General features: G+C 59.3%; 27 protein-coding genes, 2 tRNA genes and 4 pseudogenes. 14 read left to right on the plus strand and 19 right to left on the minus strand.

From position 1 onward, the window contains the following. Positions 1-100: 100 nt before the first annotated feature. From G7067_RS02525 to G7067_RS02545, 5 genes are all read right to left on the minus strand, one after another. A complete protein-coding gene (locus G7067_RS02525) occupies positions 101-1,705 on the minus strand; it encodes an InlB B-repeat-containing protein (protein ID WP_425280700.1) in 1,605 nt (534 codons plus the stop codon). Then, entirely contained in the window at positions 1,591-2,748 is a 1,158-nt protein-coding gene (locus G7067_RS02530; RefSeq protein ID WP_166321731.1) for an RCC1 domain-containing protein, read from the minus strand. The genes G7067_RS02525 and G7067_RS02530 overlap by 115 nt, the downstream gene beginning before the upstream one ends. 317 nt (positions 2,749-3,065) lie before the next feature. Continuing rightward, positions 3,066-3,245: a helix-turn-helix domain-containing protein gene (locus tag G7067_RS02535; protein WP_205881182.1), complete on the minus strand. Its 180-nt coding sequence runs from the start codon at positions 3,243-3,245 to the stop codon at positions 3,066-3,068. Positions 3,246-3,634: 389 nt separating this feature from the next. Next, positions 3,635-4,729 (minus strand): HigA family addiction module antitoxin, encoded by a 1,095-nt coding sequence (locus G7067_RS02540; protein WP_166321733.1) that lies wholly within the window; start codon positions 4,727-4,729, stop codon positions 3,635-3,637. A 15-nt stretch (positions 4,730-4,744) separates the two neighbouring features. Then, the gene (locus tag G7067_RS02545; RefSeq protein WP_166321735.1) at positions 4,745-5,053 is read right to left on the minus strand and encodes a type II toxin-antitoxin system RelE/ParE family toxin; all 309 of its coding nucleotides are present in this window, start codon (positions 5,051-5,053) and stop codon (positions 4,745-4,747) included. 268 nt (positions 5,054-5,321) lie between these two features. Here G7067_RS02545 and G7067_RS14605 point away from each other — a divergent pair, with 268 nt between their 5' ends. From G7067_RS14605 to G7067_RS02560, 5 genes are all read left to right on the plus strand, one after another. Continuing rightward, a complete protein-coding gene (locus tag G7067_RS14605) occupies positions 5,322-5,456 on the plus strand; it encodes a hypothetical protein (protein WP_260437764.1) in 135 nt (44 codons plus the stop codon). Positions 5,457-5,535: 79 nt separating this feature from the next. Then, on the plus strand, positions 5,536-5,748 hold the full coding sequence (locus tag G7067_RS15120; RefSeq protein WP_205881183.1) for a DUF1883 domain-containing protein: 213 nt from the start codon (positions 5,536-5,538) through the stop codon (positions 5,746-5,748). 11 nt (positions 5,749-5,759) lie between these two features. Then, a complete protein-coding gene (locus G7067_RS02550) occupies positions 5,760-6,317 on the plus strand; it encodes a toll/interleukin-1 receptor domain-containing protein (RefSeq protein ID WP_205881184.1) in 558 nt (185 codons plus the stop codon). Between the two features lie 92 nt (positions 6,318-6,409). Continuing rightward, on the plus strand, positions 6,410-6,796 hold the full coding sequence (locus G7067_RS02555) for a hypothetical protein (RefSeq protein WP_166321737.1): 387 nt from the start codon (positions 6,410-6,412) through the stop codon (positions 6,794-6,796). Beyond that, positions 6,750-7,655 carry a hypothetical protein gene (locus G7067_RS02560; RefSeq protein ID WP_166321739.1) on the plus strand — a complete coding sequence of 302 codons (906 nt, stop codon included), beginning with the start codon at positions 6,750-6,752 and terminating at the stop codon, positions 7,653-7,655. Before G7067_RS02555 ends, G7067_RS02560 begins: the two co-directional genes overlap by 47 nt. Before the next feature lie 178 nt (positions 7,656-7,833). Here the strand turns inward: G7067_RS02560 and G7067_RS15125 are convergent, their stop codons facing one another. Together G7067_RS15125 and G7067_RS02570 are read right to left on the minus strand one after the other, a co-directional pair. After that, on the minus strand, positions 7,834-8,700 hold the full coding sequence (locus G7067_RS15125; protein ID WP_425280701.1) for a DUF2971 domain-containing protein: 867 nt from the start codon (positions 8,698-8,700) through the stop codon (positions 7,834-7,836). 206 nt (positions 8,701-8,906) lie between these two features. Beyond that, the gene (locus G7067_RS02570; RefSeq protein WP_166321743.1) at positions 8,907-9,671 is read right to left on the minus strand and encodes a MerR family transcriptional regulator; all 765 of its coding nucleotides are present in this window, start codon (positions 9,669-9,671) and stop codon (positions 8,907-8,909) included. Positions 9,672-9,725: 54 nt separating this feature from the next. On the opposite strand from G7067_RS02570, the gene G7067_RS02575 reads away from it, so the two are divergent. The 8 genes and pseudogenes from G7067_RS02575 to G7067_RS02605 form a co-directional block, all read left to right on the plus strand. Next, a complete protein-coding gene (locus G7067_RS02575) occupies positions 9,726-10,343 on the plus strand; it encodes a putative immunity protein (protein WP_166321745.1) in 618 nt (205 codons plus the stop codon). Further along, the gene (locus G7067_RS02580; RefSeq protein WP_244301208.1) at positions 10,340-10,924 is read left to right on the plus strand and encodes a putative immunity protein; all 585 of its coding nucleotides are present in this window, start codon (positions 10,340-10,342) and stop codon (positions 10,922-10,924) included. The genes G7067_RS02575 and G7067_RS02580 overlap by 4 nt, the downstream gene beginning before the upstream one ends. 68 nt (positions 10,925-10,992) lie before the next feature. Next, positions 10,993-12,050: pseudogene (locus G7067_RS02585) on the plus strand (IS1595 family transposase). A gap of 104 nt (positions 12,051-12,154) precedes the next feature. Continuing rightward, positions 12,155-12,679, plus strand: coding sequence for a hypothetical protein (locus tag G7067_RS02590; RefSeq protein ID WP_166321747.1), 525 nt, complete (start codon positions 12,155-12,157; stop codon positions 12,677-12,679). A gap of 120 nt (positions 12,680-12,799) precedes the next feature. After that, positions 12,800-12,967: pseudogene (locus tag G7067_RS14805) on the plus strand (ParB N-terminal domain-containing protein); the annotation flags it as partial. Positions 12,968-13,172: 205 nt separating this feature from the next. Then, positions 13,173-13,793 (plus strand): hypothetical protein, encoded by a 621-nt coding sequence (locus G7067_RS14810; protein ID WP_341872892.1) that lies wholly within the window; start codon positions 13,173-13,175, stop codon positions 13,791-13,793. Between the two features lie 17 nt (positions 13,794-13,810). Then, on the plus strand, positions 13,811-14,092 hold the full coding sequence (locus tag G7067_RS02600) for a hypothetical protein (protein WP_166321749.1): 282 nt from the start codon (positions 13,811-13,813) through the stop codon (positions 14,090-14,092). Beyond that, positions 14,064-15,092 (plus strand): annotated as a pseudogene (locus G7067_RS02605) (recombinase family protein); the annotation flags it as partial. The gene G7067_RS02600 and the pseudogene G7067_RS02605, both read left to right, overlap by 29 nt. 102 nt (positions 15,093-15,194) lie before the next feature. Here the strand turns inward: G7067_RS02605 and G7067_RS14005 are convergent. The 3 genes from G7067_RS14005 to G7067_RS02610 form a co-directional block, all read right to left on the minus strand. Then, positions 15,195-15,440: a hypothetical protein gene (locus tag G7067_RS14005; RefSeq protein WP_244301209.1), complete on the minus strand. Its 246-nt coding sequence runs from the start codon at positions 15,438-15,440 to the stop codon at positions 15,195-15,197. 12 nt (positions 15,441-15,452) lie between these two features. Beyond that, positions 15,453-15,617, minus strand: a complete 165-nt coding sequence (locus G7067_RS14010; RefSeq protein ID WP_244301210.1) for a hypothetical protein — start codon at positions 15,615-15,617, stop codon at positions 15,453-15,455. A gap of 28 nt (positions 15,618-15,645) precedes the next feature. Then, positions 15,646-15,718 (minus strand) — tRNA-Ala (locus G7067_RS02610). A gap of 259 nt (positions 15,719-15,977) precedes the next feature. Between G7067_RS02610 and G7067_RS02615 the strand changes: the two genes are divergently transcribed. Then, complete coding sequence (locus G7067_RS02615) at positions 15,978-16,262, plus strand: hypothetical protein (RefSeq protein WP_166321751.1); 285 nt, start codon at positions 15,978-15,980, stop codon at positions 16,260-16,262. Positions 16,263-16,296: 34 nt separating this feature from the next. On the opposite strand, the gene G7067_RS02620 is transcribed toward G7067_RS02615, so the two are convergent. The 9 genes and pseudogenes from G7067_RS02620 to dnaN all read right to left on the minus strand — a co-directional run bounded on the left by G7067_RS02620 (position 16,297) and on the right by dnaN (position 26,822). Further along, a protein-coding gene (locus tag G7067_RS02620; RefSeq protein ID WP_166321753.1) for an IS3 family transposase occupies positions 16,297-17,519 on the minus strand; the annotation gives its coding sequence in 2 pieces (ribosomal slippage) (positions 16,297-17,234 and positions 17,234-17,519; 1,224 coding nt in all). A 337-nt stretch (positions 17,520-17,856) separates the two neighbouring features. Then, positions 17,857-18,498 (minus strand): hypothetical protein, encoded by a 642-nt coding sequence (locus G7067_RS02625; protein WP_166321755.1) that lies wholly within the window; start codon positions 18,496-18,498, stop codon positions 17,857-17,859. Positions 18,499-18,624: 126 nt separating this feature from the next. Further along, a tRNA-Ile gene (locus tag G7067_RS02630) sits at positions 18,625-18,701 on the minus strand. A 74-nt stretch (positions 18,702-18,775) separates the two neighbouring features. Further along, the gene (locus G7067_RS02635; protein WP_166321757.1) at positions 18,776-19,183 is read right to left on the minus strand and encodes a DUF3566 domain-containing protein; all 408 of its coding nucleotides are present in this window, start codon (positions 19,181-19,183) and stop codon (positions 18,776-18,778) included. Next, a pseudogene (gene gyrA / locus G7067_RS02640) lies at positions 19,176-21,688 on the minus strand (DNA gyrase subunit A). Before gyrA ends, G7067_RS02635 begins: the two are co-directional and overlap by 8 nt. Before the next feature lie 67 nt (positions 21,689-21,755). Next, the gene (gene gyrB / locus G7067_RS02645; RefSeq protein ID WP_166321759.1) at positions 21,756-23,750 is read right to left on the minus strand and encodes a DNA topoisomerase (ATP-hydrolyzing) subunit B; all 1,995 of its coding nucleotides are present in this window, start codon (positions 23,748-23,750) and stop codon (positions 21,756-21,758) included. A gap of 70 nt (positions 23,751-23,820) precedes the next feature. After that, entirely contained in the window at positions 23,821-24,486 is a 666-nt protein-coding gene (locus tag G7067_RS14015) for a DciA family protein (protein ID WP_341872861.1), read from the minus strand. Further along, on the minus strand, positions 24,486-25,670 hold the full coding sequence (gene recF, locus G7067_RS02655) for a DNA replication/repair protein RecF (protein ID WP_166321761.1): 1,185 nt from the start codon (positions 25,668-25,670) through the stop codon (positions 24,486-24,488). The genes G7067_RS14015 and recF overlap by 1 nt, the downstream gene beginning before the upstream one ends. Before the next feature lie 9 nt (positions 25,671-25,679). Beyond that, positions 25,680-26,822: a DNA polymerase III subunit beta gene (gene dnaN, locus G7067_RS02660; RefSeq protein WP_166321764.1), complete on the minus strand. Its 1,143-nt coding sequence runs from the start codon at positions 26,820-26,822 to the stop codon at positions 25,680-25,682. Between the last annotated feature and the right edge of the window lie 19 nt (positions 26,823-26,841).

Genomic DNA, 26,841 nt, shown 5'->3' on the forward strand with positions numbered 1-26,841 from the left:
TTGCGCATGCAGGCCTCAACTCAGTACGGATCGGAGTTGGCGCTGCAGGCATCGAAATACGCATCGCCGGGAGTGTTTGCTCCCGGCGATGCGCTACACGTCAGCCGTTTTCCTGGCGACGACGAAGCAACAGGATACTGCCCAGTGCGGAACCCACGAGGGCGAGCGCCCCGACCCCAAACAGAACCATGGGGTCTCCGCCCGTAGCTGCGAGGTTTCTCCCGTTCGGTGCTGAGCTGGCGTTGCCAGCTTCGCTATTCCCGTTCCCAGTTTGCTGGCCTCCGCCACCGCCGTTCCCGGTTAGGTCGCCGCCGTTCCCGCTTTCACCGCCACCACTGCCGCCGCCTGGGCTAGTGGTGCTCTTTTTCCACTGCCCGTACAGGGTCATGTTTCCTGTGACCGGCATCGAAGCGTCAAAAGCGTTCTCGCCTGCGGCATCAGTCGTCCACCCTGCGAAGGTATACCCTGTGCGAGACGGAGCTTCAGGAAGAGCGACTACTTCGCCTTCCACGACCTCGACAGATGCGACGGCTGAACCGCCCTGAGGGTCAAACGAGATCATGTACTTCGCGGCATCCTTTGTCCACTGGCCGTACAGTGTTAGGTCGCTCGTGATATTGGAACTCGGATCAAACATGGTCGTTCCGGCAGGATCTGTGGCCCAGCCAGCGAAGGCGTAGCCCGGACGCGATGGGACCGTGGGGAACATTACCGTGCCTCCATCAGCGACGGCAGCGGTAGTCGTAGCAGAACCGTTCTGGGCGTCAAAGGTTACGGTATGTACGACGTTCGCCCACTGTGCATAGAGTGTCAGGTCACCCGTCACTGGAGTCGAAGGGTCGAACATCGTCGCGCCGTCAGCAGTTGTGGCCCAGCCCACAAAGCTGTAGCCAGCAAGCGTAGGTGCTTCGGGAAGTATCAGGAGCCCGCCATCCGCGACCATCGCCGTTGTGGCAGCTGAACCGTTCTGCGCGTTGAAGGTTACCGAGTACAAAAGGGAGACCTTTGCCGGGTTCGTAGCTACTTGTGTCACGCAGTTAGTGAACACCGCTCGTACCCACTCAGTTGCGGTGGGTCCATAGGTCAAGGTTGTGGAGGTTTGGCCCGAAACGTCTGTCCACGGACCCTGCGCTGTGCTTGACCTTTGCCACTTCACAGTTGGAGCGGGATCTCCCGTCGCACTGCTCGTAAGCGTCACGTTGCTGCCCGCAGTAACGGCGGCATCCTGCGGCGTAGAGGTCACCGCTGGTGCAGAGCCCCAAACGAAGTCGTAGTCATTGGTCTTGACAATTTTCTGGCCCGTCGGCTGAGTATCGAATTGGAACCAGCTAGCCGTGATCTGCGCCGCGCCGCACCCAGAGGGCGACGTCGCTGTCCAGGTACCTTCACTCATCGAGGTGTTGGTCGCCGCGTTGTCTCCGAAGCGAATTGACACCAGCTTGGGTTCGGCGTCAATCACCGTAGGCTGCATCACGTTGTGCGCGGTACTCTGACCAAGCTTTCCGTTAGCCCCTTGCCCCCAGGTGTAGATTTGGCCATCGGAGCCTGTTGCGTAGAACGCTCCAAAATAGCCACCGATGCTCTCTGCCTTCACTCCGATAGGCAAAGAAATCTTCGTCGGAGTGAGTCGGGCCGTTGTGGTTCCGTCACCGATCTGCCCCCAGGCGTTGTCGCCCCAAGTGTAAATGTCACCTTCGGTGGAGATTGCTCCGAAGCTGGGGGAAGCGCCGTTCGCGAACTTAGCGAACGTGACTCCCGCGGGAACAAGAACCTGTGCGGGGTAGCTTGTCGATTGGATGTGGTGCCAATACCCAACTGTCCTTTGTCATTGGCTCCCCACGCATAGACACTGCCGTCGTCGGCACGTGCGAAGCCACCAACCAAAGGTGAAGCTGCAATTTCTACATAGGTCTTATCGAGGGGAAGTTTTACTTCCACCGGAACGCTTCGGTTCGTTGTGGTACCGTCGCCGAGCTGTCCTGAGGCGTTGAGCCCCCAGGCGTAGACTCGGCCATCTGAGCCAAGGCCGTACGAACTGGTCCCTCCACTCACCACACTGGTGAAAGTAACTCCAGTGGGCATCTGGACGGGTGTAGGCAGCGGACGGTTGCCGCCAACTGCACCATCTCCAATCTGTCCGTTAGAGTTGGTGCCCCAGGCGTACGTGATTCCGTCAGACCCGATCACGAGAACGTTTTGGCCGCTCGCTGAGATGACATCAACGATCACACCGTCGGGTAACTGCACTTTGACTGGGTCGGGAACGGTAGAGGTACTGGTGCCAACAGTTCCGTCACCAATCTGCCCATAGCTGTTGCTGCCCCAGGCGAAGACCTCACCCGATGTAGAGAGGCCGTATGCAGTTGTGCTGCCAGCAATAACTCTCGTGAATCCCTTGTCGGATGCATTCGTCATCAGCGTCGGTCGTTGCCACTGCTTGCTGGCAGGGTTGAACGCACCGTTATCTTGGCGGCCCCAGGCATAGACGTTTCCATCGTCACCCATCGTCACTACCCATTGCGAACCCGCAGAGGGCTGGCTCAGGTGAACGACTGGGCTGACGGTGCCCGTGACCACGGTTCCGCCCGCAGAGATCCCCGAATCCGGTGTCGCCGCCGCTTGGGCGTTGCTGGCTGGGACCAACCCAACTGTCATCAACGCGACGATTCCAAGCGTCGACAATGACTGGACAATGGCGCGCGCAGAACGTACTTTCACAAAACCCCCGGCTATCAAAATGCTGAACATCACCCAAACTCTGTATCGAGTTCGCAGTATAGAAGCCTATATTAGATAGTGAGGCTACCTCGCAGTCTGGGATGCATTTCTCAGCTAGCAGTGTGTCGCTGCGAATGCTTTGCGCCTAGGTGGAGCAGTCGCTTCCGTGTTTGTGAAATGCCAGTTCACTTGCCGTTGATCCTCGTTTGTGGCGTGCTGCCAACCCTGAGTTCCCGATCCAGTACGTCGAGATCACTCAACCATCGGGCGGGCATAGACATCCAGCACCTCTTCCATTCTGGCGACGAACTCTCCGTTCCCTCTCGCTGGAATCGTGGAGCACTGTTTCAGGTGAGGGCGAAGTTCCGTTTTTGTAGGATCCGCCCGATGGTTGAGTGATCCAGGTCGGGGATCGTGTTGGTCAGCACGACATGCTTCTCCAGGAACCGCAGGCTCCACCGTTCGTACCCCTCCGGCGGACTGCTGCACGCCAGCTGGATGACTCGCACTTCGACCTCGCCGGTCACTTCGGGTTCTCCGTCTTACAGGCCAAAGCTACTTGGTGCCATCGACATAATCCGTAAAAGAAAGAGAGACCAGAACCTCTTAATCTCAACGGCTCTGATCTTTAACTGTGGACCGGGGCGGACTCCAACCACATGAGTGGAAGCGGGTCGAGCGGCTGGAAGCCGTGTGGGAACTGACGAAACGGGGTCTCGGCTTGTCGAGCTCTGCGGCCGACACGGGGCTCGACGGAGCGATCACGGAACCAAAGAGACGGACTCGGACACCTCTGACGGCCAAGCAGATAGACGCGATTCAAACGGCCCGCGACAGCGGCGAGAGCGTCATTCTGATCGCCCGACGATTCGAGGTCAGCCGCATGACGGTGTGGGAGAAGACGCGGTGAGGTCGTTCAGACTGGGACGAGTGCCGTCCATCGTTCGAGCTGATCGGTAACGTTAGGCGCGTCGCGAACGAGGGTAGTTTTCCACGACAGCAGACCATCGTTCTGGAGCCTGCCGATCAGCGTGATTGGATGCACACCCAATGCGTCCGCGTGTGTCTGCGCCCAAGTCACGCTTGGCCGTTCGGGAACGACAGGGAGTGGTCCTGAGATAGCCAGTTCTCCAGCGAGCCGATCTGCTTCCGTCTCCTCGTCCTGGCTCTCCTCAGATAGGTCATCAATAATGACTCCCCCGTCCTCTGAGACGTGACCCAGCAGAACATGGGCGGTCTCGTGGAGGATGGTAAAGAGCACTTTGTCCAACCGCTTCCATCGACCCGAGATACCAATCACGGGGGTCTCATCGACGATCAGCGCGCACCCATCGAGCTTCCCTCCAGGGAACGCTTCAACGTAGATCAACTTCACTCCGACTTCCGCGAAAGACGCTTGGAAGGCAGCGAACTCCTCCGGGTTGCGTGCCCTTTCCGAGAGTTGCTCGGCCAGCTCTCGAAGCCGATCACGGGAGTATGGCGCAACCTGCAGCTCGCGCGCGCTGGCCTTGACGCACGCCACCCAGGCTTGCTGAAGCACTGTCACTGCTTCGTCCGTGTTGCTTCGCCTGGCGGCGAATCTAACCGTCAGCTCCTCCTCAAGGCTTTGCATCCCGAAGAGGTGAAGGACCTCTTTCGATTGGCCGTCTGGATCAGACGCGGTGATGAAGCCACGCTTCCTCAGCAAGGCGACCGGTGCTAACTCGCGCAACCTGGCGCGGGTCTTTACGGCGTCAAGGCTCTCCCTGGTACGCGTGTCCTGTGCTTGCTTCCAGAGGAGATAAGAGTCCTGAAGTTTGAGCCAGAACTCTGCGCTTGTTCCGAGCGCGGCCGCGATCTGCGCGGCGGACTCGCGAGTGATCTCCTTCTTGCCGGAGATGATCTCGGAGACGAACTGTGCTGGTCGTCCCAGAATCTCCGCAAAGTCGGCCTGAGTCCAGCCGCGTGCGTCGAGTTCGTCAGCCAGGTGTTCCCCGGCCGGGAACACCTCGGCAGCCATAGGCGTACTCATGATCGTCACTCTCCTTCAGTGGTAATCAACCATCTCGATGACGATGACCATCCGGCCGTCGTCATCCGTTTCGAACTTGATGATGAGCCTGAACTGGTCATTCAGGCGGATGGATGAGGTTCCGGCCCGGTTGCCCTTGAGCTGCTCCAACCGGAGGGACCGCATCGCATATAGGTCTCGTTCGTCAGTGGCCGCGCGCAGTACCTGGATCTTCTTCCGGTACGCCTTGATGATGTCTGCACCCCAGCGCCGTGGCGCATAGGACGCATCTTCGGCCAGACGCCGAAGATCATCATCCTCGAAGACGACACGCAAGCGCTCCACCCCACCCAGAAAACATGGTCAGGTCTACGCTATCGCATCCTCTTATCGATCTACTCGTCATAGGTTCATCACCCCTTGCATGAATCATGCTACCCTAGTAGCATCGGTTCCGCAAGGCACCGTGTCCTGCAACACAAGTGGGCCGCCTCGCTCCGACGAGACGGGCCACCACAAAGCTCCGAGAACAACTACGCAGAACCCGTACACGTTCGACAGTAGTGGAGAACTCTCCTCTCGGGCATGAGAAACCCGAGAGGAGGTAGAGATCATGGCTCGCAACTCAAAGCAGACCGGCAAGGCCGCAGCGAAGGCCGCCAGCAAGGTTCTTCGCGGCAACTACAGCGCCGCAGCTAAGAAGGCCGCTGGCAGCGCCCTGTCCCAGACCCCCAAACGGGGCAAGTAAGACGATCGGTCGGCGGCCTGAAGCACCCGCTGCCCAGGCCGCCGATCACCCAACCGATTAAGAAGAAGGCGGACAGAACGTGGCGGGGCAGAACTTCATCAAATACCACTGGACTCGACTGGAGAAGGGTGCGACCGTTGTAGTCACCCTGAGCACCTGGGCAAACGTCCGTCTCATGGACAGCACCAACTTCAACGCTTACAAAAATGGGCGGCGCCATCGTTTTGTCGGCGGACTAGTCAAGAAGTCGCCGTTCCGAATTACCGTCCCCGCTCTGGCAGTTGGTATCTAACGATCGACCTCATGGGACTCAAGGCGACGAGCATCCGGCACTCCGCCACGGTCGAACCGCCACCGCTCCCGACTGCGAAGTCTGCACCCTTGATGTCGCTGAGCGGAATCCAGCATGAGCGTCCACCAATCATTCCTGACGATGACGGAGAAACCTGGGACGTGTTCATCTCACACGCCAGTGAGGATAAGCAGGCAGTCGCAGAACCGCTCGCCCTCGAACTTCGCAATCGAGGCCTCAAAGTATGGCTCGACAAGACGGAGCTACGAATTGGGGACAGCTTGCGTCGAAAGATTGATTTCGGCCTCGCTCACAGCACGTTCGGCGTCGTCGTCCTCTCAAGATCCTTCTTCGCCAAGGGGTGGCCTCAGTACGAACTGGACGGCATCATCGGGATGAGCGTCAACGGAGATCAACGGATGCTCCCCATCTGGCATGAGATTTCTCGGGACGAGATCGCCGCAAGATCACCCTCCCTTGTAGACAAGATCGCGCGCAACACCGCGATTCACACCGTGGCAGAAATCGCCGAAGAGATCGCCGACGTCGTTCAGGACGTCGGCAACTGATTGGAACCGCCACACGTCTTTCAGAAGACGATCGCTGGCTACTATCTACCTAAGGATATCGTTGACCATCACTACTCGTTACGCTCATGGCCATGGCTGACAGCCCCCAGGTGAGCCCGTACGGCTCCGCGCGAGACCTGCCTTCGGTCCAAGAGATGGAACAGCAGCTCGCGGCTTTCAAGCTGTTCGGCATTCTGTTGCCCAAGGAGCAACGAAAGCAGGTCAAAGAGCTCGAACACGAGCACAGGCGCATCACCGGCCTCGTCGACACGTTCTACGCACTGCTCGGAACACGAAACTGGGTGTTTACCGGTGACCTGAGTCTGCCCGCGATTGAGCATGTCGTTGACACCGATGATGCCGGGGCCGCCGAGGCGCGCCTCATCAGCTACTACAAGGAAGACAATCGGATCGCGTTCCCGCTTCGACGCGATGCGGCCGCGCATCGGCTTGCTCCAGAAGGCGCTCACGGACTATGAAGCTGGCCGCTACTACAGCACAGTGCTTGTGGTTCTCTCAGTGATGGACGGATTCGTGAATGATCTGGACACGGCAGTCCGTCAAGGACTCCACGCCCGCCCTGTGGAGGACATGGTGGCGTGGGACAGCGTGGCGGGCCACCACCTCGGCCTAAGCCACGCCCACCAGTCCTTCCTCAAAGGCTTCTACAAAACCGACGACACGAAAGTGACCGAGCTATTCCGCAACGGCATCATGCACGGCACCCTGGTCAACTTCGACAATGAGGTCGTCGCTACCAAAGCGTGGAACCGCCTCTTCGCCGTCGCCGATTGGGCTGACTCACGAGAACGTCAAGCCAAGCCTGTCGAGCCGACACCCACACTGCGCGAGGCGTTGCGTCAATGGAAAGACACTCAGGACCAAAAGACCCGAATCGAAGAATGGCAGCCCTACGAATACGAGACCGACCCTGCTACTGAGGAACTGTCCGACGTCGCACAGACCTCTAGAGACTTTTTAGAGAGCTGGGAGAAGCGACGGTGGGGGCCGGTCGGAGCGCACTTCATGGAACTTGGAAGCGCCCGGTCATCAGTGGGCAAACTCGCCGTCCTCGCCAAAGACCTGTACGGGACGCTTGAACTGTCGGAGTGGACAGTTCTACGCGTACGCCACGTTGCTGCGGCAGTCGCGCACACCGACGTCGAGTTGCTCGTGAGCGGCACCATGTACCGCACCGATCTGCGCTGGGTTCGAGTGGATGACACGGGGAGCACGGCTACAGAGTGGGAATCCGGGCACTGGGCGCTGTCACAGTACGGACCATCTCTATTCCTGAAACCTGAGACCGCAGTCATCGAGCCCGACAACGACCGCTGAGGATGACCGAAACACCCAGGGCTTCGTGGAACCTTCCGACGCTGCGAGCTTTCTCCGTTCCCTACGAGTCCCCGTTTTTAGGCGCCACGCCTCTTGCAATTCGAGGGCACTGCATTCAGCTCGCAGATACTGACGTTCTTCATGCGCCAGCATGTTCCTCCTTCGGAACACCCCACACCTAGACAAACCGGAGTGGCACCGCAGACTCTAGGACGTCAACTCCATTGTACCCGAAAGCAGAGAGGGTCCATTCTAGCGCCCGACCTTGCTCCTCGAAAGGTAGGCCCGGACCGACCCGGACCCTGCGTATCGGACCATCGTCCGGAGACTCCTGGAATTTTACCGCCCGATAAATGGCAAGCCCGCCATCCCTGCTGCGCGCGCCGCCTCCGTCGTCTTTCTTCGATATCGGACTTGCGAGTCTGGTAACCAATCGCCACTCACGTTCATCAGTGAAATGTGGATCCTTATGAAAAGCCGCCGACATCAACAGTGGGCCGATTAACGAATCCAACCCACACAATTGACGCGCCAGAGACTCGACATCGCTCTCCAAGATTTCGCCTCCGCGAAAGGAATCGGCGGCGACTGCTTCAATCCCACCTGGAAGTGCGGCTTTCCAGGCATCCGCAATTTCTTTTCCGTGCCGGTCGGCGGTTTCCATAGCAGTCTCGAGGGAGTACCGAACTGGAGCAAAAACACCCTCACGCGTTTCTGTGATCCATCGTTTCGCGAGAGCTTTACTGTCAAAACCAATCGCGAATCCTTTGCCCTGACTGTAAGCACGCCATTGGCCTAATAGGTCATCGCTTGCACAGAAGCACGCGACTGCGGTGGAAAGAGGGCCATAACTAGGCTGTCCGAGAATACTAGCGAGCGCTGCACCATCCTTCTCGCGAAGATTCCTGCGAGCCGACTCAATCACGCGCTGCGACATATACAGACCCTCTGATGAGTCATTAAGCGAGTCTAGGGATCCCGCCCGGATCTTGCCTTCTGACAAGATTCCCAAAAGCCCCTCAGCGGTCGTGTAATGCCAAAGCATGGGCGGTGCCGTTGCTGCAATGGCTGTGACTAGTTCCTCAAGAGGATCCGACGACTCATTCAACCTTGTAAACCCTTCTGCTGCTACGAGACAAACGTTTCAAGCACTGGGACAGCTTCCATTTTTCCTCAGATTACAGCGTCCATGCGGCGGACTCATTGTTGATCAGGGGCTGAGTCGCTCCACGATTGCAAGACGCGTGGCAGCTAAAACGGGGCTGCTTCAGAAGGTGTGTTCTCATTCGGGACGGCTCGCTCGTTGACGTAGTTCGCTAACAGTCCGGAAGCCCTCAAGAGGGCTCTGCCTTGCTCGTTCAGTCGCGCGTGCCATTGGGTGGTTGCTTCTCGCAGGGCGGTGGTGCTTCCTGCGTTTCGGATCTCTCGGATGATCATCGCGATGCTGCTGAGTCGTTGCCCTCCCCGCCGTAGCAGGTGGGCAAGCTCGGCGTCTCGGACATCCTCGCCTGTGTAGTGACGGTGCCCGGTACTCGCGTGGCGGGTTGGCGAAAGAATGCCTGCCTGCTCCCACCCCCGCAGGGTGGTGGAAGTAACGCCCAGGCGATGGGCCAGGTCTCCGATGGTGAAAGTCGAAATCCTCGACTGCTTCCCTGGGGCCTCGGAGTCGATGGCTGCGAGAGACGATTGGATCGTACGGACCGTCTGGCGGTCCTTGAGCAGCTGACTGTGCACAGTGTCGACGACTTCAAGCGCGTCATCGAGTCGGTCACTGTTGACAGCTCGCATGATGTCGCGGGCTGACGAGTGTGAGGCCGCTCTTGCGAGAGCGAGGAAGGCTTCGAGCGCCGACAGATGCAGGTAGGTGTACTGGCGGTAGCCGTTCGCACTGCGGACAGCGGGCGGCAGAATGCCGTCGTCTTCATAGTTGCGCACGGCCTGGGCGGATAGCCCGACCGCTCGGGCAAGATCGATAGGGCGAAGCACTCTAGATTTGAAGGTTGGTACGGTAGTCACGCTTGTATACCCTCCAAACCCTCAATAGATTCTTCAGGGTTACCATTAGATCACATGACGGCACCCTCCTCGCGCCCTGGCACCCAGACACTTTCCGGTCGCCAAACAACACGCGGCGACTTCACCTTGTCTGCCGAAGAACTGCGTGCAGTCACGGTCTTCGCCGTCGCGGCGGCACTGGAGGTTTTGCCGATTTTCGAGGACGTTTGCCCTGAAGACATGAGGCCTCGGCAAGCGATCGAGGCTGCTCAGCTTGTGATCGATGGTGCCCCACGTTCCCGTATCCAGCGTCTGGCTGCGCCTGCCGAGCACCGGGCAGCGAAGCTCGCTCCTTCCCCTGCGGCGCGCCATGCCGCTATGGCAGCCGGTGATGCCGGGGCCTCGATGTATCTTCACCCCTTGGCTCCTGCCAGCCAGGTCGCGCACATTCTTCGAGCGCCAGCCCACACCGCATGTGCCTGGGAACACGCAGCAGTCCACGGTTCCGAAGCGTCGCAAGCCTCCCTGGCGAGAGCTGTCGAGCGTGCAACTCCCGGACTCTTGGCGGTGCTGATGAGATACCCACGAGCTTCCCAAGGTACGAGTCGTATCAGCGAGTACATGGCTCTTCTTGATGACGCTCTGCCCGAGGCCGCTATGGGTGAGAATCTTCGGTCGGGAGTGCGCTCATGATTCTCTCTAAGGTTCGTGACCCTCGACTCATCACCATTCGACGCGGAGGATCGCTCACCGATGAGCACCATCAGTTGCTGACATTGTGGGCAGCTCGCTGTGCTGAGCATGTTCTGCCGTTGTTCGAGAACGTCTGTCCCGACGACCTGCGCCCACGTCTCGCAATCGATGCCGCAAGGACCTGGGTTCGAGGGGACATGAATATGATGCAGGCCCGGGCCGTCGGTGGCCATTCCATGGGCGCGGCGCGTCCGCTCCGTGGCGCGGCACGGTTCGCCGCCTACGCTGCCGGCCAAGCCGCATGTGTTCCCCACGTTGCAGAACACGACCTCGGAGCCGCCGCCTACGCGATCAAGGCCATCCAAGCGGCCGCAACCCCTGAGAAAGCGGAGCTCGCCGGGATCCGCGAACGCGACTGGCAACGCGACCAGCTACCACCCGAGATCCGCGACCTCGTACTCGAAGATCAACGGCGCCGCAACGACATCTGCTGGCACGTCTTCTCCCCAACTCAAACACCCACTCCAATGCCAAGAAAGGGGTATCCATTTAGCTCCCGTGAAGCCTGTATTCTGAGCTAAACGTTGAAAGACCCCGGCGCTGCGCTAACAGCCCGGGGCGTGGACTACACCAAGAAGGGGTGTCGTCAATGGTCGATAATACCGATGTCCCGTTGCAGGGTCATCCTGTCCCAGGGCACGATTACCCGGGTGACGCGGCCGAGTTTCGGGCATGGTTCCCTGATGACGCATCGTGTCTGGACTATCTTGCCTGGCTGCGTTGGCCGGACGGGTTCGTCTGTCCACACTGTCAGGCCACGGCTTCTTGGCGTGAGAAGACCGGCCGGTATCGATGTCGTGACTGTGAGAAGCAGATCTCAGCGACTGCGGGCACACTGTTCGAGAAGACGAGGATCCCGCTCACGGTGTGGTTTGAGGCGATCTGGCTGATGACGAGCCCGAAAGGTGGCGTCTCGGCGGCGCATCTACACCGGGTACTCCCGATCTCGTCTTATCAGACAGCTTGGACGATGCTCGGTAAGCTCCGACAAGTGATGAAGCCTGATCCTGCGGCGAAACTTTCAGGTGTGGTCAAGGTCGACGAGACCTTCTTTGGGGGTCCGAGGCCCGGAAGCCCCGGTCGTGGCGCGAAGGGGAAGACCTTGGTTGCGGGAGCGATCGAATACACGGATGCGGGGTGGGGCGGGCTCGTCTCGCAGTCATTCCTGATGCCTCGACTGGTTCTTTGCGGAACTTCGTGACCGCGAACATTGCGTTGGGTTCCACCGTGATCTCTGATGGATGGACTGCGTACCCTGGCGCGCTTGACGGGTACGTGCATGACCCGGTGAATGTGTCTGCGTCAGGGAAACCAGCACACGAGGTACTGCCAGCGGTCCACCGCCTGTTCTCGCTCGTGAAACGTCTGATCGATGGCACCTATCAAGGAGCTGGAACCGCAGCGCATCTTCCAGAATATTTGGATGAGTTCGTGTTCCGGCTTAACCGAAGACATAGTCGGCAGCGCGGCCTACTGTTCTTGCGGCTACTGCAACGCGCGGTCGCTCACGAGCAGGTCACCTATCGGGACTTGGTGCGTGATTCAAAAGCGAAATTGGTGTCTCCGAGGGGAGTGCTGGGGCCACGTCGCCAGCCGGGGTCACTGGACATTGGTTCTGCTGGTAGGCCCTGGCGTGCTGACCGCTGAATCGGTAGTGGGTCACGGGAGCTAAATGGATACCCCTTTACGCAAACCTCGCCCGGCGGCATGAACTCGACCCGTGGGAGGCGGTCGCTGCCGCGTTCCAAGTCATGCGGGCGGAATCGACGCGGGAGGCTCGTGATCCGTGGGGTGTGATCACTCACGCGGTGCGAATCACCTGCATCTACGAAAAACGAGCCCAAGGACTCCTCTGCTCCGTCCACCAAGCACGACGCCCCCACATCTCCTCGTTCCATGATCCCGACCGGTTCAGCACTCGGGCGCATCCGATCGTTGACGACCACCCGGTACTCGCGGCCATCGACGAGCGCTACAACCGTGCCGAGGAAGCGGAGGACACCTCGACGCCGGTGCTGGTTGCCGTCGCGCGGGCGATCGAACTGCTTGTCCTGCTGGGCTGGCCCGCTGATGTCGCGCAGAGCGGGGTGGAGCAGATCCGCGACGCCCTCATGCGCACCGGAGCCAGGCACACGGCATACGAATCTCTCCGTCACGACAAGCAGGTCCGCGTGCTGCTCGACATCCCGGCCCCATCGTGGATGGCGCTGCGCGGGCGATGCTCGGGCACCCAGAACCCATGTATGCCGCCACCAATGCCGGGCGCGGTGTGCTGATGCGGCTCCTTATCGGGGAAACCGTAGGGCTGCTGCTCGCGGACGATGATCTCGTCGTCGCGCTCTCCGAAGTCGCTCCCGGAGCTGAGTGGTGAGCGGGCCATGTCGGACAACAAAGGCATGGTTGGCCTGGAATGGGCGGTTCCCGCGATCCGGGTAGGGAACCGCCATCGCAAAGATCACGGTGATCTCAATCCACTGGTCGCGTCAATCAAGCGGGTCGGGCTGTTGCAGCCGATCACGATCACCCCGGACGGGTTCCTGATCTGTGGGGCTCGGCGTCTCGCAGCGATCAAACTGCTTGGGTGGAAGACCGTTCGCGTGTGGGTGCGCTCCGGCCTCTCTGATCGGCTCGGGCAGTTGCTCGCGGAACAGGACGAGAACGCGCTGCATAAGCCGTTCACGCCGATGGAGGGTGCCGCGCTCTACCGCGAGCTGAAGGCGCTGCTTGCTGAGGACGCACAGGAGCGCCAGGAAGCCACACAGTTCAGTCGTGAGCATCAGCCCGGCGGTGATGCGCGGTTTGCACCACCGGAACTCGGAGCCACCGGGGGCAGTCAGAAAACAAGCCGCGATGGTTCCCGGCGGGGTCTCGTATGCGACGTTCGACAAGATCGGTTACCTCGAAAAGATCGCCGCCGACACCACCATGCACGACGATCTCCGTGCCAGAGCACGAGCTGAACTCGACAGAATCGAAGCCGGTGGAGCAGTCGGCCCTGCCTATGCTCGCGTCCACGACGAGGTCGAAGCATTACCAGGCAGCACGACTGCCGAACTTCGTCAGCTCGCCGAGGAAGCTCTCGCTCGCGTGAAGGCGGAGCGGCGGGGGAAGCGGAAGAAGATCCGTAAACCCATCCCGATCCGTCGCAGTGACGGGCCGTTTCCGACGCGGGCGTTCGTGCTGACCTGGGGCGAACTGACCAACTGGTGGGAACGCTACGACCTGCACCAGCTCGCGGTCGAGCTGACCGATGAGCAGATCGAGGGATTCCACGCCACTCTCGACGGGAGCAACACCTTCGCCAAGCAGCTCGACGCCGCGCGAGAGGAAGTGCCGCCGGAGCAACGAGGTCGGCAGAAGGATAGACGCGCACATTTGAAGGCTCTCTGACGCCATGAAGGAGACGGGTGCGGGGATTGCGGCGCGGGGGTGCGTACCTCTCCTCCATGTCCTTCTCCCGCAGCACACCGTCTGGTCGTCGCATCATCGCGACGCCGCGCGTGCAAGACGAACCAGACATCGACAGGCTCGTTGCGCTCGTTCTGCACCTCGCCGAACAGCTCCACCACGAAGAGGCCCAGGACCTCGCCATTCACGCGCGAGACGATCAAACCATCGGCCCCGGTGACGACACTGGCGAGGTCGAGGAAGGACACCACAATGACACTCCTAATCCCCGCACCAGTTGAGGCTGACGAGAAGCCCGCTTTCACGGCGGTGACCTACCAACGCGTCTCGACCAAGGAACAAGCGGCGAAGGGCGGGCGCGATGAGGGGTTCTCGATCCCCGCGCAGCGGGAAGCCAACAGCAGGAAGGCAGAAGCGCTGGGCGCGCGGATCGTGGCGGAGTTCGTCGACGCCGGGGAATCCGCTCGCTCCGCTGACCGGCCCGACCTGAAGCGGATGCTCGACTACATCGCCTCCCACCAAGTCACGTACTGCATCGTCCACAAGGTCGACCGGCTCGCCCGCAACCGCCTCGACGACGTTGAGATCCACCGCGCATTGCTCGACGCCGGAGTGAAACTGGTCTCGGCCACTGAGAACATAAACGAGACGCCCTCGGGCATGCTGCTGCACGGGATCATGTCGTCCATTGCCGAGTTCTACTCCAAGAACCTCGCCACCGAGGTCACGAAGGGGCTCACGCAGAAAGTTGCAACCGGCGGCACACCCATGCGCGCACCACTCGGCTACCTCAACGTCCGGGCACGGAATGAACAGGGACGCGAGTACCGGACCGTTGAAATCGACGAGGAACGCGCACCGTTCATCCGGTGGGCGTTCGACCAGTACGCAACGGGCGAGCACAGCGTGGTCGAACTGCTGGCCGATGCGACCGCACGCGGGCTGACAACGATTCCGACGCCTCAGCGTCCGTCCGGGCCGGTTGGCAGGTCGACGTTCTTCAAGATTCTCCGGAACCCGTACTACATCGGCCTCGTCCCGTATAAGGGCGCGAACCATCCGGGCTCTCACGAGCCATTGATCGATCTGGCGACATGGCAGCGGGTGCAGTCGATCCTCGACACTGCGAAGAAGGCGAGAGCGCGCAAGCGCGTCCACGACCACTACCTGAAAGGGTCGCTGTTCTGCGGGGCGTGCGGATCACGGTTGCAACTCGACCTCCCAACAAACAAGCAGGGCATCCAGTACGCCTACTTCTCATGCAGCGGCCGTCGCACCCGCAAGACCCGATGCACGCGGCGTGCAATCCCCGTTGCGGTCGCCGAGAAGCTCGTCGCGGACTGCTACGCCCGCATCAGCATCAACGAGGCCCAGTACGTCGGATTATCCAAGAAGGTCGAGGCGGCATTCGACGAGAGATTCGCGGCACGTTCCGACGAGTTGGCCGAACTCGCGGCGAACCGTCGACGCTTGGAAGACGAGTCCGACAAGCTCCTCGCCGCCCACTTCGCCGACGCCATCGACCTCACCACGCTGAAACGCCACCAGGACCGCATCCGCGCAGGCCTGGCCGACATCGAGCGCCGCATCGCCCGCGAGCACGATCAGGACCAAGGCCCGAGACGTCATCTCAACAAGGCGCTACGCCTGCTGATCAACTGCCAGCACCTCTACAAGAGCACCGACGGCCACGGGAAACGCCTGGCCAACCAGACCTTCACGAACGGCATCGACATCAACGAAGACGAAGAAGCAACCCTCCGCCTCGCGGAGCCCTTCGCCGTCACAGCAGGCGAAAACACCCATGTCAGGGGTTCGACTACGTCTGAAATTGTGGATCCTGGGAGAATCGAACTCCCGACATCCTGCTTGCAAAGCAGGCACTCTACCAACTGAGTTAAGGACCCGTACCGAATCACACTATCGTGTCACACGGATTGGTGTTAGCTCTACATTCGTGACCGCGTAACAATCTCGGCTGCCGACCCAACGAAACTACTGTACCCACGTGGGTTCCCGGGCGCAAATCGGTATCAGCGTGCGGTGTGTCATGCGACCACGCCACACCAATTTTCCGAGCAAACTCACGCGGAACCGTGGGCGAATCCTTGTAGGCCGAGGATCAAGTGCAACACGCAAACAAGGCAGCAGCTGAGCGGATAGCACATGCTGAAAACACTAAGCAGCGGACACGTCCGCCAGATCCTGCGCCCTGCCACCGAGCTCAGCACAGCCCTTATGCTTCGCTACAGGCGCGCGGGGCCCCGCACCACCCCCACGGTGGTGATCCCGGGCGGACCGGGGCCCGCCTCGATCCTGCCGTATCGCGGGCTCCTCCTACGGCAGCTACCTCGCCTCCGCATTTGGGCACGACGCCCGGATCGAGTCGCCGGCATGCTCCTCGAATCTGCACTCCAATCCACCGCCGATCTTGCATCAGAACGAGACTGAATTGGCCTGGGTTTAGTTCCGTCCGGTTTGTCCGTCACCTGCTCAGCGCCGGAAGCCCTGTAATGCCAGCGTAGTACGTTTCTTCGACCTCGAGAGGGGTGCGCATATCCAGCTCGCCATGGAGGCGCTCATGGTTCCACCACCACACCCACTTCAAAGTCGCGAGCTCGACCTGCTCGACACTCTTCCAAGGACGTTGCTGACGGATTAGCTCGGTCTTGTAGAGGTTGTTCACCGCTTCTGCCATCGCATTGTCAAAACTGTCTCCAACAGTTCCAGTTGAGGGGAGCGCACCCAGTTCCACAATGCGATCGGTGTAGACCATCGCGGTGTAATTCGATCCGTGATCAGCGTGATGAATTACTCCGTTCAGGTCGCCCCCGAGTTGCCAGGCAGCCATATCAAGCGCCTGCATCGGGAGTACCTCTGATCTGAGTGTCGAAGCGACGTTCCAGCCCACAATCCTGCGTGAATATACGTCAGTGACGAACGCGGTATACGCGAACCCGGACCATGTCGCGACGTAGGTGACATCACACACGAGTAATCGTTTCGGCGCTGCAGCGGTGAACTCCCGGTTCACCAAATCAGATGGCAAGACCGCCGACCGGTCCGAGCGCGTGGTGAACACTCGCTTCGATTTGCGCACTCCGCGCACCCCGGCAGCTTTCATGAGACGTTCGGTCTGATCACGGCCAACGTCCCACCCCTCACGGTTGAGGAGCGCGTGCATCTTGCGACGCCCATACACGCTGTAATGCTTCTCGTGGAGGCGCTGGATCTCAGGAACGAGGAGTTCATCGCGAAGCTGCCGCCCAGAGGGCGGGCGGTGCTTCGCAGCCCGATACCCGCGAGACGTAAGGAAACCACGAACTACCGCACGGAGTGTTCGGCAGAGGAACTCGACCCCGAAACGATCACGATACATATCGATGAATCTGATCATTTCGTTCGTGGGTGGTCGAGTTCCTTGGCGAAAAATATACTCGCAGCCCGCAAAACCTCGTTCGCTTTCTTCAACTCAGCGACCTCGCGGCGCAGACGCCGGTTCTCCTCAGTGATGTCGGTCGTCACGCCATGTTTATGGCCGGTATCAATCAGGAATTGACGGTGCCAAATACGGAGCGTGTCTGGTGAGACACCCAGCAAGCCTCCGACGTGGTTACTCGCTGCGTTGAGACTTGCATGCTCGGGGAGCGCTTCGGTGAGCATGCGGAGTGCGCGTTCACGGAATTCTAGATCGTATTTTCTTGCCATGGTGTTCCCATCCTTGTATAAAGATCGGAACTAAACCCAGGCCAATTCAGACCGCATCCGTGCGCTTTTCTGGGAGGGCTCCGGCACCGCCTATCCCACCGCCACGATCTCACCTGGAAACGGTTCGAGATCTACGCGGCCCGCTTCCCCGCGTTCTCGGGCAAGCCCTACGATCTTCCCGCGGAGGTGGCGCAGTTTGGGATGCCTGCTCGACGCACGTTCTCGGGCCACGCCGACATCAGGATCGGCGGTAGCGCAAACCCAAGGAGACCCGTAGAGAGGTACAGGAGCATCTCTATTGGGGCTGGGAGACTCGAACCGCCCTCTGGTTGCTTCGTTAGTTCAGCCCACCACTTCGCTGACCGCTTTGCGCGCTCTTCCCGCTGCGCATCGGTGGGGGACAGCCTCCGGCGAAGCGCTGGGAAGAGCGCGCTGCAAGGGCGTGAAGCGCAGGGTCGCTGCGCTCCTGAGTCTCGGGCCGATAGTGCCTCCAGAGACCTCGCCCAATGAGATAGCTCAGCAGGGCGGACAATGCCCAGACCGGTGGAGCCACAATCCACAGTGCGATCGGCATCGATTGTGGGCCTCTCGTGAGCGTCAGGCCATCATCTGCGAACCGGTACCCGTCTAAGAGAGGGAGCACGGGGGCAAGGCCCAAGAGCATCGCGCAGATGCCGAGGGTGATTACGAAGTACCAGAACGTGAACGGCGTGTTCTTGTCATGGGAGAACTTCGGCAGGTATCCGTCACCAATCAGAACGACGTGCGGGATCCAACTCAGGAGCGCGACAGCGGCGGCACCAAGGAGGAACACCACGAGCATCTGCTGTCCGTCGTAAAGTGCTCGTCCGGTGCCGATCGCCCAGAGGTAATACAGCATTGGCGCGGCAAACATCAGCGAGACGGTTCCAAAGACCCACGGTGCCGCCCAGTCGCGTCTCGGAGGCTTCTTCCTCCTCCGCGTTTGGCCCCAGTTCATGCGATCTGTCCCATCGAACAATTCTCTCAGACGCCGCAAACCCACTCCCGGTGCTCAGGCGAGACGTTCGAGCGACTGCCGGATACAACAAAGGGCGGCCGATTGCTCGACCGCCCTCGCGTTATTTGGTGGGGCTACCAGGACTTGAACCTGGGACCTCTTCATTATCAGTGAAGCGCTCTAACCACCTGAGCTATAGCCCCGCAACACAAGGATTGACTCTACCGGAAACGAGTGAAAAACCGCAATTCGACACCCGGATCCGGTGAGAGCCGTCCTAGTTGCTGGTGAAGCCGAGCTGGAATCCGCCCAGCACACGCACGAGCAGGTTGTACACGAGAGCAGCGATAGCGCCGAGCACCGTGCCAACGATCAGGTTCAGGATCGCGACCACTACTGAGAAGCCGAGCACCTGCGGAAAACCGATGATCTTCATCAGGCTGTTCTCTTCGCCGACAATATCCATGAATACGGTGTCAACCGAGCCGAAGACGCCCGTCTGCATCAGCACCGTGTAGATCAGGATCGTCGACACAATCCCCACAACGGCGAGACAGATGGACACCAGGAAGGAAAACTTCACGGCAGACCAGAAGTCGATGTACACGAGCTTCAGGCGCACCTGCTTTGAAGGGGCCTTCTTGCGGGTTTTCTTTGCCAGCTTGTCGGCGACAGTATTACTCATTCACGTCTTCCTTGGTCTGTGCAGTCTCGGGAAGTCCTGCAGTTTCGGCGTCTTGGGCTTCGGACTCCTCGTCATCGAGCCCACGCTCCGAATTACGCGCGATGCCAATAATACGATCCCCTCTGGGAATCGTGCAAAGACCACACCCATTGTGTTGCGTCCCTTTGCCGGAACCTCGGCGACAGCCGATCGAACGACCTTGCCGCTTGCGAGCACTACCAAGACCTCATCGGCCTCATCGACGATAATTCCACCGATCAAATCGCCGCGCGCCTCATCCAGTTTCGCAACCTTGATCCCGTAGCCGCCACGCTGCTGCACACGGTACTCCTCAACCGCAGTTCGCTTGGCGTATCCGCCCTCGGTAACGACAAACACGAAGCTGCTCGCCTCGCTGAGGCGCGATGCCGACAGCAGCGAATCTCCCTCACGGAAGTTCATGCCGCGCACGCCACTCGTGGAGCGTCCCATCGGGCGAAGCGCCTGGTCAGAGGCAGTAAACCTGACCGACATTCCCTGCTTAGAAATCAACAGGACATCGTCTTCGGACTCCGCAATCAGGGCCGAAACGAGCTCGTCACCTTCGCGCAGTTTAATCGCGATAATGCCGCCGGTGCGGTTCGTATCGTAGTCGGTCAGCGCCGTCTTCTTCACGAGTCCATTGCGTGTTGCGAGCACAAGATACCCGGCATCGTCAAAGTCACGAACGTCAAGAATCTGCGTCACGACCTCATCGGGTGCGAGCGCGAGAAGGTTTGCAAGGTGCTGACCCTTAGAGTCTCTGCCGCCTTCGGGAATCTCGTAGGCTTTTGCACGATACACACGGCCGGTATTTGTGAAAAATAGCAGCCAATGGTGTGTCGTCGTTACGAAAAAGTGTTCAACGATGTCGTCTGCACGTAGCTGCGCACCCTTCACACCCTTGCCACCGCGGTGCTGCGAGCGGTAGTTGTCGATCCTGGTGCGCTTGACGTACCCACCACGGGTCACGGTCACGACCATCTCTTCTTCAGGAATGAGGTCTTCCATCGACATGTCGCCGTCGTAGCCGTGCAGGATCGTGGTGCGTCGTTCGTCCCCGAACTTTGCAACGATTTCATCAAGCTCGTCTACGACAATGCCGCGCTGCTGCTCGGGCGAGGCGATAATGCCCTCGTACTCCTTGATCATGGCCTCAAGCTTGGCCGCAAGATCCATGATCTTCTGCCGCTCAAGAGCCGCCAGCCTGCGAAGCTGCATGGCCAGGATCGCATCAGCCTGAATCTGATCGACATCGAGCAGGGCCATCAGGCCCGTCCGCGCATCCTCCACAGATTGTGAGCGCCGGATCAGAGCAATAACCTCGTCAAGCGCATCAAGCGCTTTCAGATAGCCGCGCTGAATGTGAGCCTCAGCCTCGGCCTTCTTCAGGCGGAATTCGGTACGCCTAACGATGACCTCGATCTGGTGCTTCACCCAGTAGGTGATAAAGCCGTCGATCGCGAGCGTGCGCGGCACCCCATCAACAATGGCGAGCATATTCGCGCCGAAGTTGTCCTGCAGCTGAGTGTGCTTGTAGAGGTTGTTGAGGACAACCTTAGCGATGGCATCACGCTTCAGCACCACCACCAGGCGCTGGCCGGTGCGGCCGCTGGTCTCATCCCGAATATCCGCGATGCCCTGAACCTTGCCGTCCTTGACCAACTCAGCGATCTTGATCGCGAGATTGTCTGGGTTGACCTGGTACGGCAGCTCCGTAATCACAAGGCAGGTGCGATTCTGGATCTCTTCGATGTTGACAACGGCACGCATCGTGATGGATCCACGCCCCGTGGCATACGCGTCACGAATGCCTTTGGTGCCCAGAATCTGCGCACCCGTTGGGAAGTCGGGGCCCGAGATCCGCTGCATCAGCGCTTCGAGCAGTTCTTCACGAGTAGCGCCGGGGTTTTCAAGATGCCACTTGGCGCCGGCAGCCACCTCGCGCAGGTTGTGCGGCGGGATGTTCGTCGCCATGCCGACAGCAATACCTACGGATCCATTCACCAGGAGGTTCGGGAACCGTGAGGTGAGGACCGTGGGCTCCTGCGTGCGGCCGTCATAGTTGGGTTCGAAGTCGACAGTCTCTTCTTCGATATCGCGCACCATCTCGAGGGCGAGCGGCGACATCTTGGTCTCCGTGTACCTGTGCGCGGCGGCACCGTCGTTGCCGGGTGAGCCGAAGTTACCCTGTCCGAGGGCGAGCGGGTAGCGCAACGCCCATGGCTGCACGAGCCGCACAAGCGAGTCGTACACCGCGGCGTCACCGTGAGGGTGGAACTGACCCATCACATCGCCGATGACACGGGTGCACTTTGAAAAGGCCTTGTCCGGGCGGTAGCCACCGTCGTACATCGTGTAGATCACGCGGCGGTGAACGGGCTTGAGCCCATCACGAACATCGGGCAGGGCGCGTCCAACGATCACGCTCATCGCGTATTCGAGGTACGAGCTCTCCATCTCGGCTTGAAGATCCACCTGGGCGATCTTGCCGTGCTGGGGAACCTCGGCGTCGGAGAACTCCCGCTCTGACTCGGTTTCGGGGGTTTGATTCTCAGATGTCAAGGAAGCGCACGTCCTTCGCGTTTTGCTGAATGAATCCACGGCGTGCCTCGACGTCTTCGCCCATCAGGGTGGCAAAAACCTCGTCGGCAATGGCCGCGTCGTCCATAGTGATCTGCTTCAGGGTTCGCGATTCCGGGTTCATTGTGGTCTCCCACAACTCCTCGTAATTCATCTCGCCCAGGCCTTTGTAGCGCTGCACACCACTTTCTTTTTGTAGGCGGCGTCCTGCTGCCGCGCCAGCCTCAAGTGCTCGATCTCGCTCATCATCGGTGAATACGAACTCGTGGTCGGCGTTAGTCCACTTAATGCGATACAGCGGTGGCTGCGCGAGATATACATAACCAAGATCAATCAGCGGACGCATATACCGAAACAGCAGCGTCAGCAGCAGCGTCGTAATGTGCTGGCCGTCGACGTCTGCATCGGCCATGAGCACAATCTTGTGGTATCGGACCTTCTCAGGATCAAAATCCTCTCCGATTCCAGCGCCGAATGCGGTGATCATGGCCTGAACTTCATTGTTGTTCAAGGCACGATCAAGACGAGCCTTCTCGACATTCAGGATCTTGCCCCGGAGTGGCAAGATCGCTTGTGTCTGCGGGTTTCGCCCCGTCTTCGCGGAGCCACCCGCAGAATCGCCCTCCACAATGAAGATCTCAGAGACGACCGGATCCTTACTGGTGCAATCCGAAAGCTTGCCCGGCATGCCGCCCGACTCAAGAAGACCCTTACGGCGCGCGGTTTCACGCGCTTTACGAGCAGCCAAGCGCGCTGTCGCGGCCTGAATCGACTTACGTATGATGTCTTTTGCGGGGCCAGGATTACGCTCGAACCAGTCTCCCAGCTGATCTCCCACGACCTTCTGCACAAAGGCTTTCGCCTCGGTATTTCCAAGCTTAGTCTTCGTCTGGCCCTCGAACTGGGGTTCACCAAGCTTCACGGACACCACGGCTGTCAGGCCCTCTCGAACATCATCACCCGAGAGATTCTCGTCCTTCTCGCGGAGGATGTTCTTCTCGCGCGCGTAGCGATTCACCAGTGTGGTGAGTGCTGCACGGAACCCTTCTTCGTGGGTGCCACCCTCGTGAGTGTTGATGGTGTTTGCGTAGGTGTGCACGCTTTCCGAATAGGAAGTGGTCCACTGCATAGCAACTTCAACGGAGATGTGCTTCTCTGTGTCTTCGGATTCGAAAGAAATAATCTCTTCGTTGACAACCTCGGCGCGCTTCGCGGCGTTGATGTGCTCGACGTAGTCCTCGATGCCCTTCTCGTACATGAACAGGTCATGAGGGGCCGGGGGCGCTACAAGTTCACCCTCATCATTTTCGATGGGTTCCTGCGGACGCAGATCGGTCAGCTCGATCGTGAGACCTTTGTTGAGGAAGGCCATCTGCTGGAATCGAGTGCGCAGTGTCCCGTAGTCAAACTCAATAGTCTCGAAGATCTCAGCGCTCGGCCAGAAAGTAATGGTCGTGCCGGTCTCTTCTGTGGCCTCACCCGCGGCGAGCGGTGCGTTTGGAACGCTGTCTGTGAAGGACATGTTCCACGTGAAACCTTGACGCTTGACCGCGACATCGAAGCGACTCGAAAGCGCGTTAACAACGGAGGATCCCACGCCATGCAATCCACCGGAGACCGCGTAACCACCGCCACCGAACTTTCCACCAGCGTGCAGCACGGTAAGAACAACTTCTACCGTTGATCGACCCTCAGTCGGGTGCATGTCGACCGGGATCCCGCGCCCATTATCAATAACGCGGACACCACCATCCTCAAGGATAGTGACATTGATGGTATCGCAGTGGCCAGCGAGCGCCTCATCGACAGCATTATCTACAATTTCATAGACGAGATGGTGCAGGCCTCGGGGGCCCGTCGAACCGATATACATACCGGGTCGCTTCCGCACCGCCTCAAGTCCCTCTAGCACCTGGATGTCGCCAGCGCCATACTCTTCCGCGGCCGCGGTCTGTTCTGAACTCATGCCTTGAATGATCCTTCTCTGGGCGTCTCAGAGCGCATTTTCACCCCGGATACTTCCGCACACCAGCTTATCAAGATTCCGGTGTTGGAGGTGGCACTGCGCCCCAATCCGGGTAATCATTTAGGAGGGATCGTTCCCTTGCTAAGGCATTCAGACAACAGCGCACAGTGTGCGGCCAATTTTCGGAGCAATTCGCCGCGAAAAGGGGAAATTGAAAGCCTACAGCTTGATTTTTGGACGTCCTATCCGTAGGTGTCTCGGGGTCCTCTCCCCGCACAGTACGCGGCCCATGTCGCCAACTCGGGGCTCCCGGAGCTATAAATCGAAGATCTCGTATTTCTGCATCTGGGTATTCCCTGAGTAAACGTGTAAGCATTTCAGCTCTGAGACGCCTCAGCTCAGTAGCCCAGGTCGTTGAATCACACTGAATTTGAAGCACGCCATGACTGATTCCTGCGACCGTTGTATGCTCCGCCGTCGCGGCGCCTGCGAACTCAGGCCACTCCTCGATGATACGTGCCTGGTCAAGCTCAACGCTCCACCCCATATCGCTGGCAACACTGCTCAGAAGATCTCCAAGTGGTTTTGGATCACGCCCAAATCCAAACGGAACTCCTTCTCCGCTTTCGGAAAGAGCGGACTTTGCCCTCTTCCGCACCGGTTTGCCGCGCCACACCGACTTGGCCCGCAAATAGGCATTGCTGACAAAATCGGAGGATTCTTTCCCGTGTGTCATCAAGGCACCTCCGGAGTAGCATCTACATCCAGAATCGTCCCCGAGTCAATTCGAATCCGATGCCATGGGACATCGTCGGGAATATCGTCCTCAACGGCCGCGGTCACAATCACCTGCTCAAATTCCCGAACCGCTGACATCAACTGCTGTCTACGCCGAGCGTCTAGTTCAGCAAACACATCATCGAGAATGATCACAGGATCCCCCGCCGGTGAGTCGTCTCTCAGAATCGTTGCCAACGCCATTTTCAGAGACAGCGCGAAGGACCACGACTCTCCGTGACTCGCGTATCCCTTCACGGGAAGACTGTTCAACGACAGCAGGAGGTCATCTCGGTGAGGACCCACAAGAGTCACACCTCGCTCGAGCTCTTTGGGGCGAACAACTTCTAGGGCTTGCCGGAACTGTTCGGCGACTGTTTCACGTGAAACACTCGCCAGCGTTCTAGCATCCTCTGTTTCACGTGAAACATCGGGATCCGAAATGATCGCAGAAGCAACTGACTCACTCAGAGAAAGACCCGGGCCGTGGTCCTGTTCAACCAGTGCGGCATAACCCGCGCGAAGTGGATCCCCGAGATCCCGCACAAGTTCGCGGCGTGCCAACATGATCTGGGTTCCATACTCAATAAGCTGATCGTCCCAAATCTCGAGTGCTGCAGGCGTAATCGCCCGCCCGCCTCTCGCAGATTTGAGGAGCGAAGTACGCTGCTTCACGACCCGCTCATAGTCTGCGAGCGCCCCTGCTGCTATCGGAAGTCTCGCAACAAGCGCGTCGTCAAGAAAGCGCCGACGCGCAGATGGTTCTCCACGAACGATCGTAAGGTCTTCGGGCATAAATGCAACGGCCGCAAACCAGCGAGTAACTTCACGGGGGCGAACCACGTTTCGGTTTACCTGGGCTCGGTTGGGCCGATCCCGATTCAATTGCATCTCGAGAATCACTTCTCGTTCGGAAGCCTCGATCTTCATTCGCATGATTGCTGAGTCAGCGCCGGCTCGAATGAGCGGCGCATCCCCCGTCGTCCGATGCGAACGTAGACTCGCAAAATAAGCGATCGCTTCAACAAGATTAGTCTTGCCCTGACCGTTGCGTCCAAGCAACAGATTAGGGCCAGGCTCGAGTGTCAATTCGCCCGAGCGATAGTTACGGAAGTCTCCTAGTGACAGATGCGAAACCCGCATCGTGCCTCCCTATCGCAGCAGCAGATTAGGCTGCAGCAAGTAACGGAAGCTTTCCTCGTCTGCCTCGTCTTTGCTTCGCTGGCTCGTAATGAGGACGGGACCGGGCTTACCCGGGTTATCGGTACGAGTAAAGGCAATGCGCGCAAATTCGGAATGGGTCGAACGAAGCCCATCAAGCAAGAACTGTGGTTTCAGCGACACGATCATCTCTTCACCGACCAAGTGGGCATCCACAGTTTCCACAGCCTGAGCAGCTTCGGTGCCCGCGGCTTCAAGGGTAACCATTCCCTCAGCAAACGAAAAACGAAGCGCTGCTTCCCGCTCAAGCACAAGACCAACACGCCCTACCGCTTCGACGAGTTCAGCCGTATTCATCACAGCGTAGTTATCTACTTCAGTCGGGAAGAGACGCCCAACCGGCGGGTAATTCCCCTTAATCAGGAGAGAGGTGACCGTCTTGGCTCCCCCGGTGAAAGCGATCAGCTCACGCTCACCGTCTTTCACGATTGCAACCTGTACCCGGCCATCATTCGCAAACGTCTTGCCGACCTCAGTCACGATTTTTGAAGGAACCAGGGCACTGAGCTGCTCTTGTCCGCCTTGATTCTCCCAATCGATGCCGCGGGTTGCCACACGGTATCGATCCGTAGCGGTCAGTGTAAGCGAGTTCTCAGTGACTTCAAACTGAACGCCGGTGATCACCGGCGTAACATCGTCCTTTGATGCTGCCAGCGAGACCTGAGCAATCGCGTCCGCGAACACATCGGCTGGCACAGAACCCGAAACGGTGTCGACCTGGGGAACTTGTGGGTACTCCTCAACGGGCATGGCCGGCAGGCTGAAGGTGGCCGAACCACATCGCACTTCCACACGAGCGTCAAGAAGCGAAACCTCGACATCAGAATGTGGCAAGCGCTGAGCAATTTCGCTCAACAGTCGGCCAGAGACCAGCGCACGCCCTGCCTCGCTGACCTCAGCGGTGATCGAGGTGCGCGCTGACACTTCGTAGTCAAAAGACGAAATCGTGAGCTGGTCACCCGCTGCTTCAATGAGCGCGCCGCTCAACAGTGGTTGCGTAGGCCGCTGAGGAAGTAGCTTCACCGCAAATGAAACCGACTCGCTAAACACGTCACGATTGACGGTGAATCGCATTTGGCTTCCTTTCTGAGTG

The organism is Leucobacter insecticola, assembly GCF_011382965.1.
Lineage (GTDB): Bacteria > Actinomycetota > Actinomycetes > Actinomycetales > Microbacteriaceae > Leucobacter > Leucobacter insecticola.

Bases quoted from the DNA above. Each gene is read 5' to 3' on its own strand.
- G7067_RS02635 (WP_166321757.1), bottom strand. From the start codon at position 19,183: ATGAGTAATACTGTCGCCGACAAGCTGGCAAAGAAAACCCGCAAGAAG.
- G7067_RS02580 (WP_244301208.1), top strand. From the start codon at position 10,340: ATGATTCTCTCTAAGGTTCGTGACCCTCGACTCATCACCATTCGACGC.
- G7067_RS14605 (WP_260437764.1), top strand. From the start codon at position 5,322: ATGGCTCGCAACTCAAAGCAGACCGGCAAGGCCGCAGCGAAGGCCGCC.
- recF (WP_166321761.1), bottom strand. From the start codon at position 25,670: ATGCGGGTTTCGCATCTGTCACTAGGAGACTTCCGTAACTATCGCTCG.
- G7067_RS14005 (WP_244301209.1), bottom strand. From the start codon at position 15,440: ATGACGTCTCGGGCCTTGGTCCTGATCGTGCTCGCGGGCGATGCGGCG.
- G7067_RS02615 (WP_166321751.1), top strand. From the start codon at position 15,978: ATGCTGAAAACACTAAGCAGCGGACACGTCCGCCAGATCCTGCGCCCT.
- G7067_RS02530 (WP_166321731.1), bottom strand. From the start codon at position 2,748: ATGTTCAGCATTTTGATAGCCGGGGGTTTTGTGAAAGTACGTTCTGCG.
- gyrB (WP_166321759.1), bottom strand. From the start codon at position 23,750: ATGAGTTCAGAACAGACCGCGGCCGCGGAAGAGTATGGCGCTGGCGAC.
- G7067_RS14010 (WP_244301210.1), bottom strand. From the start codon at position 15,617: ATGGGTGTTTTCGCCTGCTGTGACGGCGAAGGGCTCCGCGAGGCGGAG.
- G7067_RS02555 (WP_166321737.1), top strand. From the start codon at position 6,410: ATGGCTGACAGCCCCCAGGTGAGCCCGTACGGCTCCGCGCGAGACCTG.
- dnaN (WP_166321764.1), bottom strand. From the start codon at position 26,822: ATGCGATTCACCGTCAATCGTGACGTGTTTAGCGAGTCGGTTTCATTT.
- G7067_RS02540 (WP_166321733.1), bottom strand. From the start codon at position 4,729: ATGAGTACGCCTATGGCTGCCGAGGTGTTCCCGGCCGGGGAACACCTG.
- G7067_RS02625 (WP_166321755.1), bottom strand. From the start codon at position 18,498: ATGAACTGGGGCCAAACGCGGAGGAGGAAGAAGCCTCCGAGACGCGAC.
- G7067_RS14015 (WP_341872861.1), bottom strand. From the start codon at position 24,486: ATGACACACGGGAAAGAATCCTCCGATTTTGTCAGCAATGCCTATTTG.
- G7067_RS02590 (WP_166321747.1), top strand. From the start codon at position 12,155: ATGCGGGCGGAATCGACGCGGGAGGCTCGTGATCCGTGGGGTGTGATC.
- G7067_RS02575 (WP_166321745.1), top strand. From the start codon at position 9,726: ATGACGGCACCCTCCTCGCGCCCTGGCACCCAGACACTTTCCGGTCGC.
- G7067_RS15125 (WP_425280701.1), bottom strand. From the start codon at position 8,700: ATGCTTTGGCATTACACGACCGCTGAGGGGCTTTTGGGAATCTTGTCA.
- G7067_RS02550 (WP_205881184.1), top strand. From the start codon at position 5,760: ATGGGACTCAAGGCGACGAGCATCCGGCACTCCGCCACGGTCGAACCG.
- G7067_RS02560 (WP_166321739.1), top strand. From the start codon at position 6,750: ATGCGGCCGCGCATCGGCTTGCTCCAGAAGGCGCTCACGGACTATGAA.